The sequence below is a fragment of the Metallosphaera javensis (ex Hofmann et al. 2022) genome (assembly GCF_022064045.1).
Lineage (GTDB): Archaea > Thermoproteota > Thermoprotei_A > Sulfolobales > Sulfolobaceae > Metallosphaera > Metallosphaera javensis.
Window position 1 is genome coordinate 80,882 of sequence record NZ_JAKNCW010000005.1, and the last position, 14,237, is coordinate 95,118.

The following is a 14,237-nucleotide window of genomic DNA, read 5'->3' on the forward strand; positions in this document are numbered from 1 at the left end:
AATAAGGGTGTATCGGACTTGGTCAGCATAGTCAGGGACTTAGAGGTGGAGGAGGATTTACCCGTTATCTACGCTAGGCGCCTAAACTCGATCATTCTGTCAGATGTTCACATAGGCTATGAGGAGGAAATGGCTTCAAAGGGGATTTTCCTGCCAAGGATACAGAAGAAGAGATTCCTTGCGATTTACAGGAGGGCTCTGGATGTGTTCAAGACCAATAAGATAATTATTAATGGTGATATGAAGCATAGATTTAACGGGCTTGGTAGGCAGGAGAAGGAAGATCTCACTGAGATATTCAAGGACATGAAGGAAATGGGTGCTTCCGTGAAGCTGGTAAGGGGAAATCACGATAACTATATTTCTCTAGTTGCGGAAAAATTTGATAATGTTGAACTTCTAGATGGGGTTGAGAGTGAGGATTTGTTCATTTTCCACGGACACAGGGAGATAGAGCCTAAGGAGAACAGGATTTATATTATAGGACATGAGCATCCTCGGATCTCAATAAGGGACAAACTGGGATTCGCCAAAAAATTTCCATGCTTCCTGGTCTCACCTCTTGCGGGAAACTCCTATGTAATAGCCCTCCCTGCCCTCGGTGGATATCAATCAGGCAATGATATTTCCCTAGTTCATTCAGGATACATGAGTCCCTTGATGAAAAAGCACGCAATTCTGGAAAAAGCAAAACCCTTTGTAATAGTGGAGAATGAGGGAATAATGGAGTTCCCCGAATTAAACCTTCTAAAAAATATTATACTGTAAACATTCACCAAAATTACTATAAAAGGCTTAAAGATAGACCTCAACATCAAGGGCGCTAATTATCTCCTTGTATCTGTTCCTGATAGTAACCTCGGTGATATTTAGACTCTCTGCAAGCTCCTTCTGGGTCTTCTTATGATCTAGTATGGTGCTTGCCAGATAGACCGAGGCCGCAGCGACTGAGAGGTAACCCTTCCCGCTGGTTATTGCATTCTTCACCAAAATGGACGCTATCTCCGCTGCCATCGTTCCCACATGCTGAGGTAACTTAGCTTTATTGACAATGTCCGGTATGTGTTCCAAGGGGGAAGGTCCTCCGAAGTTAGAGAAGAATGAACCCTTTTGCATTACGTTCTGAACTCTGGCCGAGGCTTTCCAGAAGGAGCTGGAATCCACATTGAAAAGCTTCTTTACCTCATTTAACTGCAACGGAATCTTGTACAATCTGCTCACATAGAATATTGTGGCTGCAATTAATGCGTACATATCTATCCTTCTGGCAAGACCAGAGTCAATCAATCTCTTTATTACCCCGGCCGCCGTCTCCTTAACGTATCCAGGCAATCCCAGCTTGGCAGCCTCACTGTTAAGTTGCGACAGATATGTTACGAGTTTCTTGTCCTTTGATGTAACCCTCGACTTGTTCTGTAGCCTCTGAAGCCTGATCGCCTTCATTCTATCCTTTACTCTTCCGCCTCCGATTAAGGTGGAAAATCCCTGGTCATGAACCCTGTCTGTAACTCCTGCTCCCACTCTTCTTTTCTTGTTCCTGTCGCCCGCATCGAATTCTCTCCATTCGGGACCCTGATCTATGACGTTCTCCTCTATTACAGTCCCATCCCTGGCACATACGTAGTTCCCGCGTTCTGCATCGAAGATAATCTCATTTCCCTGGCAAACTGGACATATCATCTGCCTCACCTTCTGTTTTTCTTGGAATGTTTACGCTGTGGAATTTCAAGAAATAGCTTTCTTGGGGGTGTAGAATCTGATATGGATTCTGCGAGTATGTATGGCCTGTTAACGTTTCCTAGAACATCTAGTACCTTGCCAACTCTCCTTTGACTGGCATCAAGCAATACAAGCCCCGATGGGTCATTTCTGGAATAATCGTAATTCGCATCGGCTTTAATGAGCCACTTATCACCTAGGACAAGTGACTCAAATTCTCCTATGGGAATTATTTTTGTGCTCCTCACAAGTGAAGATAGATGTCATTCCTTCACTTATATCTAGTAGCAGATAATACCAACGTAATTTGACGCGAAGATAATACCTGCTTGGGATGGGGATTACAAGCTTTTTTGTATATAAACGTTCCAGCGATTCACTGCGAATGAGGCAGAAATTAATGATATTTCATTTAATTTAGTATATACTTATCTTTTATCCTACCTGGTCTCAAATTATAAAGAATATAATGTGTTAAATAAAGAATCTTTTTGTTTTGGCATATTTGGTCTCTCACCTTCCTAGTAATTGGGCCTTTGTCTCCTAAGCGTTGTACAGTTGAATGGAGGTATGATAGACTGAACACTTTGTGAACTACTCCACCCTCAAGGATGGGGTTTCTTGGTTCATTGACCATGCTCGATCCCCTCCACCCACAGCGTCGAATGGAACCCATCCTTGACGCCCGGTGTGGGAGGGTTAAGGTGGAATTGGTCTCCGCAAGCTTGACTTCGGTTCCATCCCTAGGTGGCCATCCCATGGCTATTACCACATGATGGGGTTTTGCAGGCCACAGTTGATTTACGCATTATCATTCAAAACCCCTATATATAAGGGGGAGTATCCATTCCTCACGGATGGGTCTTGCACCCCCTTAACTCCAAAAGAGATAAAGGTTCGGAAAATCTCGCCCTTCGGAGCGAGGTAGCTCACTCTATGGGTCTATGCGGTGAATCGGCAGGGCATCTCATCTCACTTCATTGTGATGAAACCATGTCCACCAATCTTGAACAGACATTTGAATCAAGACAATTCTAGGAAAAGTTATTAACGGAGTACTCTTTATGTAACCCTGATGAGCAATCCGCCAGCAGAGGCCACGGAAGAAAGCATTTACAAGAAGATATCTGACGTGAGGAATGAGATTTCAGTCCTTAGGGAGAAAAGATATGCCTCAATTGAGGAGATAAGAAAGTTAAGACAGAAGAAGAGCGAAAAGATAGAGAGATTGAAAGCCGTAAGGTTACAGCTCAAGACTGTTTTCGAGGAATACACCTCAAGGGTAAACGAGTTGAAGGAATTAAAACAGAAGAAGGAACAAATCTTTGAAGTAATTAAGGAAATGAGGAAAGAGTTCGAGGAACTGAGAAACCTCATGAAAAAGACTCAGGGGCTAAACCCAGATCTACTGGAGAAAAGGATAAAGAGCCTTGAATGGAGAATACAGACCTCTTCTCTAACACTTGAAGAAGAAAAGAAGCTGATTCAGAGAATAGCTGACATGGAGAGAAGGCTAAACGAAGCCAAGAAAATCCTCAAGGTAAAGGAGAAGGGTAACGAGGAGAGGGCAGAGTTCCTTGCAAAGAGAATAGAGCTGGCCACTATCAGACAGAGGATATCTTCGTTAATTTCAGAAATTGGTGAGAAAAGGAAGACTTTGAAGAGTTTGAGGGATGAGAGGAACAAGTTGGTTAAGGAGCTTGATGAGTTGACCTCTCAGATAGAGGCTAAGAGTAAGGAAATTGACGAGTTACAGAAACAGATAGAAACAAAAAGTAAGGAGCTTGATGAGCTCATAAAGGCCAGGAAGGCCTTAGAACAGGGAGTTAGTGCCCCCAGGGCTAACGTTGCCGAGATCATGGAGAAGAGGAAGAAGGTTGCAGAGGAGAAACTGAAGAAGGGAGAGAGACTGACGTTCGAGGAAATATACGCCCTTTATGGGGACCATCGGGGTAATAATGAAGACGGCGATAATTTACATTGATATAGACGATGATTTAAGCAGGGCTGGTGTTTCTACCCCAGTTATAGGTGAGACAAAGGCCAGAGAGGCCATAGAGAAGTCATCGAGGTTCTTGGCCTTAGATTCAGACTTCAACACCATGGTAACCGCATTCAACATATACCTTAACATGAAGGAGAACGGGGAAGATGTTGAGATAGTGTTCGTTGCAGGCTCACAGAGAGGTGGGCTAGATTCTCAAATGAGCCTGTCAAAGCAAGTTGATGAGGTTATTAGGTCCGTCAAGCCAGATCAGGCTATCCTGGTATATGATAGCCCGGAAGATGCGAAGGCTATCCCTGTCATTGAGAGCAGGCTGAAAATAGTGGGGATAGAAAGGGTTATAGTGGAACAGCACAGAGGAGTTGAGGAAACTTACATCCTTCTTGGAAAATATCTGAAGAGGCTGGTAACTGAAAGCAGATATTCTAGACTATTTCTGGGGGTTCCCGGGATAATTCTCTTCGTCTCCAGTATATTGGCCATTGCAGGCCTAACCGCTTACGTTCTTCCCTCAATACTTCTGGTCCTAGGAGGAGCCATGCTGGTTAGGGGATTTGGGATAGATGATGCCATTGAAAGATGGTGGGAAAACTCGACCATCATGGTCATTGTGGCAATCCTTTCCTCCATATCCCTGGTGCTGGCCATAATCAACGGTTACCTTGTCGCTTCCACAGCTGGACCTCTCTCCATGAAATCGGTTTCGTCTACATTGCTCGCCATATTGCCGTATCTAACCTTCTCCATCATCATCTTGTACTCCGGTAAACTGTTGTCTAGAGCTCTCTCAAAGGACATAAGGATCTGGCACGATCTCTTGAAGATATTGGCATCCATACTTGCGTATTTTGTCCTCACGGGGCTTCTAAGAAACCTTGAAAGTGGCGCCTACATAATTCAGATACAGTCATTTTACCTTCTTCTTCTTTCATCATTCATTCTCATTGCTACCTATTTTGTTCTTTCCAGCTTTGAGAAAAACAGACTCAAGTCAACTTAAGAAATTCCCTTTAGCTTTTCCCTAACTTCAAGGGGAAGATCGTCCATTTTTAGAACTTTCGCGTCTCTGCTTTTCTTGGCAACCAAGCTGTTAAGTACGATGTATCTTTCTGGACTATTTTCATCCTTGTTCTTAAGAACCCTCAACTTAGCATACCTGGATTTTCCTACCTCCACGTAGACGTACTTTTCGTGTTTAAGAGCCATGGTCTCACTTACACCTCACTATTTTAAATTTCTAATTCCTCTTCTTCTTCCACTGCCTTGATGCAGTCCAGCTCCTCTAATTTGTCAAAGATTTTCTTTACTGCCTTATACACCTCGTCTTCTCTCTTGGCCCCAGTTATCACCATTTTACCACTACTGAAAATTAGAAGGACCACCCTAGGTTCATCCATTCTGAAGATAAGACCTGGAAACTGCTCTGGTTCATACATGTTATTCTCGAGCAGGAAAGCTGCCTTATCCAGATTCACATGAACGTGCATATTGGCGGAGGCAACTATGTTCTGGATCTGTATCTTAGGTTTACCACCTATTCTAATTCCGTATCTTCTAAGGCTCTTTATTATCCTCTTAACCGCCTTGATCAACTCCTCCGTGCTCTTGGCACCGGTAACAACCATTTTCCCGGACTTGAAGATCAGGGAAGTTACCTTAGGACTCTCAAGCCTGAATATTAGGCCTGGAAACTGATCTGGATCATACTCAACGTTTGGAACGCTTCTCTCCATGGCGTAAAGGTCTAGAGTTTGTTCCAAGGTTACTGTTGCTACAATGTTTTCAATACTTATTATTGGCTTATAAGCCGGCGAGTTGGAAATACAGAGTCACCAGTAATATAGTTTTTATACTGCTTTATAAACTCCAGCTTTTTAATTCCCTTGTAATCAAGACAAGTGCAAGGGAAGATTTTTAGAGGGTTCTAATTTTAAGCTAGAGTACTCGAGTGGCTTGGAAGATCCCTTTGCTCAAGATACCCATTAGCCCACAATTTCTACTTCTAGTGAATGATTAAACATGCATGTTGGCTTAACACCTCACGGATGAACGGTAGTAAAGTAAATAAGGCGGTGATCACATATTATAGAATTAGCCAACGCAGGTGTTAGTGCTTTGGAATCAAAAGTTTCAATGGAAAAGGAGGAGTTAATTCACAAGAAAATCCTTGAGAGCGGTGAAGATGGTATTTCTCAACAGGAACTTGCGAAGAAACTAGGTCTATCCACAAGGGAACTTGCTACAATTATAAAGAAATTGATCGACAAAAAGATGATAGCCAAGAAGGCAATAAAGGAGAACGGAAAGAGCGTAATCAAGCTATTCGCCATAAGGACAGTTGAGGAATCGAGCATATATGTGAATCTGGATAGCATAGAGGAGATTCCCTGTTTCTCCTGTAAACTTTTGTTTAAGTGCGATAACGGAGCGCACGTGAATCCTAGTTCTTGTACCAAGCTTTCCTCTTGGATACTCTCCATGGACATGTTAGGTTAATATGTGGGCCTAGCTCGGCTTATTGTGTATTTCACGTTAAAGGCTCCTTAAATACACAATGTGAGGTACCTCCTAATATTTCGGACTACCAAGGTTCTCCGCTTTCTCATGTTTAGACAGAAATTGATTCTTTGTTCAATTCAGTTCTGTTTAGGTGCTAGTCACGTCCTTGCGGATGACATTTTAATGCACTCTATGACCTCTGGAAATTCCCTGGATGTCTTGAATCCCCTGGGGTCGAAATGGGTCCTAACCCCATCTAAGCATTGCAGGAGTGAGAACATGGAAGGCATATTTACCTTTAGCCTGGAAGCCAACACATCGACCCTGTAGTATGGTCCAAATCTATTCTCCATCCCTAATCTTTCCAAAAGTTTAGATATCATCTCAAAATTTTGAAGATAAGAAAATCCCGTGAGCTTGTTTTTCATTTCTTCCAAAAATTCCTGATCGTTAAGCTCTCCAACCCATGCTGGACCATAATACTTCAGTTCCCCACCACAAACAGGACATTTTCGCTCGCATCCTTCAACACTCATGAAGGAGTAACCACATAGACCACATTCATAAAGAGTCCCGAGACTTTCTAGGCTCCTGTCGGCCCTCTTAGCTCCATCCTCCATCTTAACGAATAGCCTGTAATAGTAGTCATGATAGAAACCCATGAGGGGCTTTATTCCCTTTTCCTGCACTGATGCCTCTCTAGCTATTTTAGCCAGTAAGACTCTCAATCCAGCCTCCTTGGAATAACTCAATTTACTCCCAGATACGCCATATTTCCTTCTGGAAGAGGTTCTAGATTTTCCCTCAAGTGCTGAGAGATCGGTGGCAGTCACCCCTAGAACTCCTTTCCTTCTTAAGGACGAGATTGCGGAGAAAAGAAAGGGAGCAGGAGATCCAAAGGGATCCAGATCTGTGTAGCCCACCTTAACCTGATGCATTAGGGAGTTGGCATCGGACTTAACTACCTTACCCTTGACCCCGTTCAGTTCCAAGTTCTTTGAGATTAACTCCACGGATACTGGATTCTTATCATTAAGGATGACCTCTCCCTCAATCCTACTCTCCACGACGTACCTGATTCCCCTAACACCTGTTGCTGACATGGCATCCAAAACAGAAGGCGGAGATACTACCGAAACCGCTAAGACACTAACGTCCCTATTAAAGGTCATTCTGGGGTTGTAAAATACCGGAGACCAAGCTGGATCAAACTTACCTTCCCTAGAGAATTGAGAAGGATCTGGGACAAGAAGCCTTACCTTTCCCTCAATCACTTCTATTAATTTCATTGCTGAGGCTGTCGATGCTTTCGGAGGTGAGAATTTTAAACCCATCCTTATCTAGCCTTTTCGCTGTAGAGTTACTCCTGACCACTATCACCAGTTCTGACATCAACTCATTTGCTATTTTTGATGCCTCTCTCAACTTCTTCTCCATTTGATCCTGGGTCTTTGGTTCCACTGTAACCAAGATCCTTTTTGTGCCCTTGGACGCAACAACGTCCACCGCGGTGAACCTGACGGAAGCTGAGGCAAACCCAGCGTCAGTCAGGTTCTTTGCTATCCTAGAACTGATAGTATCAGCTGATTGGGACTCTGTCTCCAATCTAGGGATGGCATCATCACACACATCACCTATAACCTCATCCCCGAAGAGGTCAATCAGCTTCTCGGCAACTTCTATGGAGACGTCTGACTCGCCGTTTTCATAGTCGTAAATGGTTTTCCTGGTTACACCAAGAATCTTGGATAGATCTCCCATACTGTAGTTCATCTCTGTCCTTTTCCTTCGGAGGACATCTGACCTGATTTTAATGAATATGCCACCTCGTGTTCTATAGATGAAAATTTTCTCCCCTCTCAATGCCTTTGCTAGGCCTTCCACTGATAACCCAACCACGTTATCCTTACCTATTGCTATGTCCTCTTCCGTGTCATCCGTTACCATAACCGGCATGCTCCCCAGCACCGCTGAGAAGTTCTTTAGATCCCTGGTCTCATCCTTGGAGGGCCTATCATTGGATATCTTTATCACGAACCTTCTCAATTTTCCTCTTGCGATTATATCTATGGATTTCCTGTTCTTTTCAGGGTATTCTATCAGAGTATAACTTATACCTTCCTTCTCTAGTACGTCTAGTACCTCGTCCAGCATTCCAGGTATCATTTTAGATACCTTCCTTTTCTTCGTTCACTACAGAAATACTATCATAACCAAGGGTAATAAATATTAATGATTTAAATTCCCTTAAAAGGGATTCCATTTGTCCCACAGAAATTACGTTACCCGAAATGTTAAGGATGGAGGAGATGGCCTTCATATCCCACTCCGATCCATTAATTGAGTACTCTCCAGGAGTGGATAATTTCACCACAATGAAGGGGATTCTCACCATGGACCAAAGATATAGGGGAACAGCACTGGAGAGCTTCTTAACCTCGTCTGGATCAAATTTATGTTTAAAACCATTATTCAGGGTTATTTCCAGTTTTCCATCCATGGCTTCCTTTAGCGTGACGTACTCTGCGGGCATGGAATCTAGGATATCCCTTAATCCCAGTTGGAAAATTTTATCGAACAAGGATCTAGCCCTTGAACTTAGCTAGCACCATAGCGTGATCCTTGTCATATGGATTCAGGTTAACAATCTGCATTATGTCAAAACCCTCATTTCTCAGTTTCTCCGCTTCGGCCTTGAATACCTCCGTGGGATCCTTTGTGACGTCTATGCTTCTGGCCTTTATCGCCAGAAGGAGATGTCCATTATCTTTTAGGAAATATCTTGCATTATATATTGCAATATCTGTCTGATCTGGTTGGGCAATATCCACGTAAAGCACATCAGCATCCTCAACCAAGGACGAGTAGTTCTGTGGAAACCTGGCATCGGCCAGAATTGGGAACAGATTGGGTCTATGCTGAGCAACTAGAATCAGTTCTCTCACTACCCTAGGAGAGAACTCAACGCCGTAAACCTTCCCCTCATTCTCAACTATGTCTGAGATGTGGCTTGGGGTTGTACCTGAGGCTGCACCTAAATAGAGAACCTTTGATCCTTTCTTTACAGGATTTTCCTTCAATCCCTTTAGGATAGCCCCTGCCAACTTACTCCTGAAGGCATTCCATTCCCTATACTCAACCCCGTCATAGTTCACGGTTCTCTCTCCGTACACCGTGAATCCTTTAACCAAGTTCTTTGTGCAAAGCCTCACTGTACCATCGACATAGACGCATTCGTAAACGTTCTCCATTTCGGTTTTTTTAACCGTGTCCAGCAGTTCTGACATAATCACTCAACCTACCTTTTCTTTCCTTTCTTCCCCTTTTTATGTTCTCTTTTATCGAACCTCTTCCCCTCTTCCTTAGGTTGCTGTTTCTTGGGTGGTGGCTGTGCATACTTTGTCTTGATTTCCTCTATTCTCTTGTTCACCTGTTCCACAAGCTGAGTCCCCACAAATCTCCCGCTATAGGCATCTATCCTTGACGCTATTGCCAACTTGGCAGCTAGAGCTCTAGCAATCTTCCCCCTCTGCCATCTTGGAGACACGTGAATCGCTGGATATTGGAAAATGATTCCATGTTTAGGAGGCCTGCTTCCACTCTTAAGTGCCCTGAAGAGCGCTTTTTCTGCTCCTAACACCTGGATGGTGCTAGCTGGCATCTTGGATAGTTCCTCAAGACTGCCCGCCAAGCTCAACAGTCTAGCCCCAAGGGTTGGACCCACCAGCTCAGTCACGTTGGGGGCTACCTCTCTCATGATCGAGTCCAAGTAATCATAAAGTGAGTTCCTGAGCTTGAAAAGAGACAAAATTGTATTTGCCAGATCCCTGATGGAGTTTATATCAGCGTCAGAAATATCTGCTCCTATACTCTTCTTGGCGGCGTCCGCAAGCTTCTTGGCCTTTTGCTCGTTAAGGCCTATCTCGGTTAACGTCTCTACCGTTACATTATCCCTATAGCCAGCTAGAGAGACCACCTTGGCATACTGCTCGTGATCTTCAATCAACTTGTCCGCTTCTGGGAAGTGTATGCTATACCACTCTCTTAACCTTTCTGAGAAAAGGTTAATCGTCTTATCAATGTCATCTATGGCCCTTATGGCCTGTATGGCTAGGAGGTCCCTCTTCTGGGCGGCCTTTCTCAGCTTCCTTCTCGTGTATTCCAAAGAAACCTGGTAAAGGAAATTATATACCTCTCCTGGGTTTTCCGCGAATTTTGCCTTTACTGCAAGTTCAGCGAGGGAGCCCCTCAGGGCCCTAGCCCCCACGTGGTGGGGTTTGGATACGACCTTAACTCCCAGTGACTGCATCCTTGAGCTCTCCGTCTCGCTCTCCACAACTACCTCTGACGGTTTCAATTTCTGAATCAATTCCATAGTGGAGGGCATAGGTTCGCCCTTTTCCACGTTTATTAGAATGTCAACCACCTTGCCCAGTTCCTTTGGATTAAGGACATAATCCAGAAGGTTCCCTGATTCGTCAAAGGCAAAGGATCCTATCGTGTGCTCAGCCAAATAAATTTTCATTGAGTAAAGCCCGGATGTAGGTAAAGCTCTAAGTTTAAATGTCTTGTTTTACCACATATACTGGATAGTAAATGCCATCTCACGGTTCGTTAACAAAGGCCGGGAAAGTTAGGGGACAGACCCCAAAGATCCAACCAAAGGAGAGACATAAGGAAGTGCCGAGGGTCAGAAACAGAATAGAGTACGAGAAGAGAGTTCTTAAGCAATCAACTCAGAAACCACAACGTGCACCCAGAAGGATGTAAGGTTTTTTAAATATTTTCTCTTATACCCTGTAAAATGTTAGAAGGTTATAGGGGAAAGGCTCTAGAGTTACTTTCTTCCTTGGGGGCTGATATAGGGGACGTATTACAGGTCTATAACGATAAGGTTAATGTGAAGGGAATCCTCATGCCGTCATATTCCCGTGACGATTCTGTAGTAGTTCTTAAGCTGGACAACGGGTACAACGCTGGGTTTTCGGTAAATAAGGTCAAGGTCACTCTCGTGGGGAGAGGCAATAGAGCCGTAGAAAGGAAGGGCCACGAAGCGTCTCGTCCTGGAAAAGTGAAGATAATCAGCACTGGAGGTACAATCGTGAGTAAGGTGGAGTACGAGACTGGGGCAGTTAGACCTGCGCTAAGCACGGAGGAGATCATTAGATTCGTTCCAGAAATCGAGGAAATCACCTCGATCTCCGCTGAGGTTCTTTTCAGTATCCTCAGCGAGAACATGAAACCTGAATTCTGGGTAAAGATAGCGGAGGCCGTCAAGAGAGCCTTTGATGAGGGAAGTGAAGGGGTTGTTGTTGCTCACGGAACAGATACCATGAGCTATACCGCTGCGGCCCTAGCTTTCTCCCTGCGTCTGCCAGGGCCTGTGGTACTTGTGGGTTCACAGAGAAGTAGCGATAGGCCCAGTAGTGATTCCGGGATAAACCTTGTTTCATCGATACTGTTGGCCAAGGAGGCTCCCTTCGGAGAGGTGGTGGTCAACATGCACGGGGAAAGCTCAGACACATACACACTGGCCCACAGGGGTGTGAAGGTAAGGAAAATGCACACGAGTAGAAGGGATGCCTTCCAGAGTATCAATGATCACCCCTTGGCCAAGGTGGTTTGGAAGGAAAAGACTGTGAAGGTATTAAGAGACGATTACATCAAGAAATCTGATGGGGTGGAGGTCAACGCGAAATTCGATAGCAGGGTCTTTCTCCTGAAATTTTACCCAGGACTTAAACCCGACATTGTGGAGATTCTACTGTCTGCTGGCTATAGGGGTATAATAATCGAGGGAACTGGCCTTGGTCATACTTCCTCCGATTTCCAGGAGGCCTTTAGAAAGGCAGTTAAGGATGGGATATTCGTGGGAATGACCTCCCAGTGTCTCTTCGGAAGGGTAAACATGAATGTTTATCAGACTGGAAGGTTGCTACAACAATCCGGGGTAGTTCCGCTGGAGGACATGTTGCCCGAGGTTGCACTAGTTAAGCTGATGTGGGCCCTGGGCCAGACCTCAGACCTGAATGAGGTGAAGAGGATCATGTTAACCAACATGGTGGGCGAGTACAATCCAAGACACTCCTTGGATCATTTCCCGAGGTGGAAACATGAGTGAATACGAGAAGATGGGACTAAAGGTGGGGCTGGAAATACATCAGCAGATCAATACGTCCCATAAACTCTTCTGCGAATGCCCCACCACACTGGACGAGGAGAGTCAAGGCAAACTAGAGAGGTACTTGAGACCAGTGGTAAGCGAGTTGGGACAAGTTGATGTTGCAGCCTTCTTTGAGTGGGAAAAAGGGAAGAAAATAGTGTACGAAGTTCCGAGGAAGTCCAGTTGCCTCGTTGAGTGCGACGAAGAACCGCCCCACCCCATGAATTTGGACGCGATTAAGCTGGGTCTTGCCATGACTCTAGCATTCAACGGCGAGCCTGTGGACGAGATCTTCGTTATGAGAAAAACGGTTATAGATGGTTCAAATACCTCAGGCTTTCAGCGTACTGCAATAGTGGGACTTGGAGGGTATATCAAGGACGCTGAGGGCCTGGTGACCATACAGACCATCGCCATAGAGGAAGACGCTGCCAGAAAGTTAGAGGACACCCCCGATTCCGTCAAGTATAACTTGGATAGGCTAGGTATCCCTCTCATAGAGATCTCCACTGGTCCTGACATCAAAACTCCAGAACAGGCAAAGAGGGTGGCACTACTCATCGGTCAGATGCTGAGACTAACGGGGAGAGTGAAGAGGGGATTGGGAACCATAAGGCAAGACCTCAACGTTTCCATAGCTGGTGGAGTTAAAACGGAGATCAAAGGGGTCCAGGAGCTGGATATGATACCGAAGATCATAGAGAATGAAGCTAACAGGCAAAGGGAGCTACTGAAAATTAGGGATGAGTTGAGAACCAAGATTACAAGGGATGATTTTGAGAGGAAAGTGAAGGAGAAAGACCTTACAGGACTTTTCACCTCGTCTAGGAGCAGGCTTATCCAATCTGAGCTCAAGAAGGGCGGTAAGGTCCTTGGTTTACTTGCACCTGGATTTAAGGGAATTCTAGGAAGACAGGTGATGCCTGGAAGAAGGTTCGGGACTGAGGTATCAGATTACGTTAAGGCCCTGGCTGGACTAGGCGGAATATTCCATTCGGATGAGCTCCCCAACTATGGTATAGTGGAGGAAGAGGTTCAGAGAGTGGCTAAGGAGCTTGGAACGGGCGAGCTGGACGGTTTTATATTGGTCGTGGGTCCAGAGGAGAAGGTCAGAAAGGCGTTACAGGTCATTAGGGATAGGTTATCTCAGGCTTTTGAAGGAGTGCCCAAGGAGACTAGGGCAGCCAATGAAGATGGCACAAGCAAATTCATGAGACCTCAACCTGGATCAGCCAGAATGTATCCTGAAACGGATATTCCATCCATTCTTTCTAGGGAATTACTTGAAGATGCCAAGAAGATTATGCCGTCAACCCCGGAGCAGAAACTCAAGGAGCTCATGAAAATGGGTCTAAACGAGGAGCTGGCTAAACAGGTATTGAATAGTCCAAGGCTAGATCAATTTGAATATCTGACCAGAAAATACACCAATGTTTCCCCCACCATCGTTGCCACAACCCTAGAGAACACGCTAAAATACGTCAAGTCCCAAGGAGGTAACATAGACAAGATAACCGACGAGGACATTGAGACCGTAATAGCGAGTGTAAACCAGGGAAAGATAACCAAGGACTCCATTCCCCAGATACTTCTGGAGTACTCTACACCAAACTCTAACACCAAGATTGAGGCAGTCATCTCCAAATATTCCGGAATCTCTGAGGAGGAACTGATTAACTTAATCAGGGAGGTAGTGGCTCAGAACAGGGAAGAGGTGAAATCCAAGGGGGACAAGGCATTTAGCCTCCTCATGGGCAAGGTGATGGAGAGGGTTAGGGGAAGGGTAGAGGGAAAGAAAGTAGCAGAGCTAATAAGGAAAGTAATGAAAGATGAAACCGGATGACGAGTTAC

16 protein-coding genes are annotated in these 14,237 nt (G+C 44.8%); 7 read left to right on the forward strand and 9 right to left on the reverse strand.

Annotation, left to right across the window (positions count from 1 at the left end; genetic code table 11):
- Positions 1 to 18 precede the first annotated feature (18 nt).
- A complete protein-coding gene (locus L3N51_RS05535) occupies positions 19 to 768 on the forward strand; it encodes a metallophosphoesterase (RefSeq protein ID WP_238025979.1) in 750 nt (249 codons plus the stop codon).
- 27 nt (positions 769 to 795) lie between these two features.
- Here L3N51_RS05535 and L3N51_RS05540 read toward each other — a convergent pair whose 3' ends face one another.
- Entirely contained in the window at positions 796 to 1,680 is an 885-nt protein-coding gene (locus L3N51_RS05540) for a transcription initiation factor IIB (protein WP_238025980.1), read from the reverse strand.
- Between the two features lie 5 nt (positions 1,681 to 1,685).
- Positions 1,686 to 1,967, reverse strand: a complete 282-nt coding sequence (locus L3N51_RS05545; RefSeq protein ID WP_238025981.1) for a Gar1/Naf1 family protein — start codon at positions 1,965 to 1,967, stop codon at positions 1,686 to 1,688.
- Positions 1,968 to 2,794: 827 nt separating this feature from the next.
- Between L3N51_RS05545 and L3N51_RS05550 the strand changes: the two genes are divergently transcribed.
- Positions 2,795 to 3,703 carry a coiled-coil protein gene (locus L3N51_RS05550; protein ID WP_238025982.1) on the forward strand — a complete coding sequence of 303 codons (909 nt, stop codon included), beginning with the start codon at positions 2,795 to 2,797 and terminating at the stop codon, positions 3,701 to 3,703.
- Positions 3,678 to 4,724: a DUF373 family protein gene (locus L3N51_RS05555; protein WP_238025983.1), complete on the forward strand. Its 1,047-nt coding sequence runs from the start codon at positions 3,678 to 3,680 to the stop codon at positions 4,722 to 4,724. The genes L3N51_RS05550 and L3N51_RS05555 overlap by 26 nt, the downstream gene beginning before the upstream one ends.
- Here the strand turns inward: L3N51_RS05555 and L3N51_RS05560 are convergent.
- On the reverse strand, positions 4,721 to 4,930 hold the full coding sequence (locus L3N51_RS05560; protein ID WP_238025985.1) for a DUF5622 domain-containing protein: 210 nt from the start codon (positions 4,928 to 4,930) through the stop codon (positions 4,721 to 4,723). The two genes, L3N51_RS05555 and L3N51_RS05560, sit on opposite strands and share 4 nt — an antisense overlap.
- 23 nt (positions 4,931 to 4,953) lie before the next feature.
- Complete coding sequence (locus tag L3N51_RS05565; protein ID WP_080512771.1) at positions 4,954 to 5,517, reverse strand: TATA-box-binding protein; 564 nt, start codon at positions 5,515 to 5,517, stop codon at positions 4,954 to 4,956.
- A 322-nt stretch (positions 5,518 to 5,839) separates the two neighbouring features.
- Between L3N51_RS05565 and L3N51_RS05570 the strand changes: the two genes are divergently transcribed.
- Positions 5,840 to 6,220 (forward strand): winged helix-turn-helix domain-containing protein, encoded by a 381-nt coding sequence (locus tag L3N51_RS05570; protein WP_425597958.1) that lies wholly within the window; start codon positions 5,840 to 5,842, stop codon positions 6,218 to 6,220.
- Between the two features lie 161 nt (positions 6,221 to 6,381).
- Here L3N51_RS05570 and L3N51_RS05575 read toward each other — a convergent pair whose 3' ends face one another.
- Genes L3N51_RS05575 through L3N51_RS05595 form a run of 5 tightly spaced genes read right to left on the reverse strand, consistent with a single transcriptional unit; the run spans position 6,382 to position 10,748 of the window.
- Positions 6,382 to 7,512 (reverse strand): tRNA (guanine(26)-N(2))-dimethyltransferase, encoded by a 1,131-nt coding sequence (locus L3N51_RS05575; RefSeq protein WP_238025986.1) that lies wholly within the window; start codon positions 7,510 to 7,512, stop codon positions 6,382 to 6,384.
- Positions 7,490 to 8,389, reverse strand: a complete 900-nt coding sequence (locus L3N51_RS05580; protein WP_238025987.1) for a helix-turn-helix domain-containing protein — start codon at positions 8,387 to 8,389, stop codon at positions 7,490 to 7,492. Before L3N51_RS05580 ends, L3N51_RS05575 begins: the two co-directional genes overlap by 23 nt.
- 1 nt (position 8,390) lies before the next feature.
- The gene (locus tag L3N51_RS05585) at positions 8,391 to 8,804 is read right to left on the reverse strand and encodes a DUF61 family protein (protein ID WP_238025988.1); all 414 of its coding nucleotides are present in this window, start codon (positions 8,802 to 8,804) and stop codon (positions 8,391 to 8,393) included.
- 4 nt (positions 8,805 to 8,808) lie between these two features.
- Positions 8,809 to 9,510: a fibrillarin-like rRNA/tRNA 2'-O-methyltransferase gene (locus L3N51_RS05590; protein WP_238025989.1), complete on the reverse strand. Its 702-nt coding sequence runs from the start codon at positions 9,508 to 9,510 to the stop codon at positions 8,809 to 8,811.
- Positions 9,511 to 9,521: 11 nt separating this feature from the next.
- Positions 9,522 to 10,748 carry a C/D box methylation guide ribonucleoprotein complex aNOP56 subunit gene (locus L3N51_RS05595; RefSeq protein ID WP_238025990.1) on the reverse strand — a complete coding sequence of 409 codons (1,227 nt, stop codon included), beginning with the start codon at positions 10,746 to 10,748 and terminating at the stop codon, positions 9,522 to 9,524.
- A 71-nt stretch (positions 10,749 to 10,819) separates the two neighbouring features.
- Here L3N51_RS05595 and L3N51_RS05600 point away from each other — a divergent pair, with 71 nt between their 5' ends.
- Genes L3N51_RS05600 through gatE form a run of 3 tightly spaced genes read left to right on the forward strand, consistent with a single transcriptional unit; the run spans position 10,820 to position 14,229 of the window.
- On the forward strand, positions 10,820 to 10,993 hold the full coding sequence (locus L3N51_RS05600) for a 30S ribosomal protein S30e (protein WP_238025991.1): 174 nt from the start codon (positions 10,820 to 10,822) through the stop codon (positions 10,991 to 10,993).
- A gap of 34 nt (positions 10,994 to 11,027) precedes the next feature.
- Positions 11,028 to 12,344: a Glu-tRNA(Gln) amidotransferase subunit GatD gene (gatD, locus tag L3N51_RS05605; RefSeq protein WP_238025992.1), complete on the forward strand. Its 1,317-nt coding sequence runs from the start codon at positions 11,028 to 11,030 to the stop codon at positions 12,342 to 12,344.
- Entirely contained in the window at positions 12,337 to 14,229 is a 1,893-nt protein-coding gene (gatE, locus tag L3N51_RS05610; RefSeq protein WP_238025993.1) for a Glu-tRNA(Gln) amidotransferase subunit GatE, read from the forward strand. The genes gatD and gatE overlap by 8 nt, the downstream gene beginning before the upstream one ends.
- Positions 14,230 to 14,237: the final 8 nt, after the last annotated feature.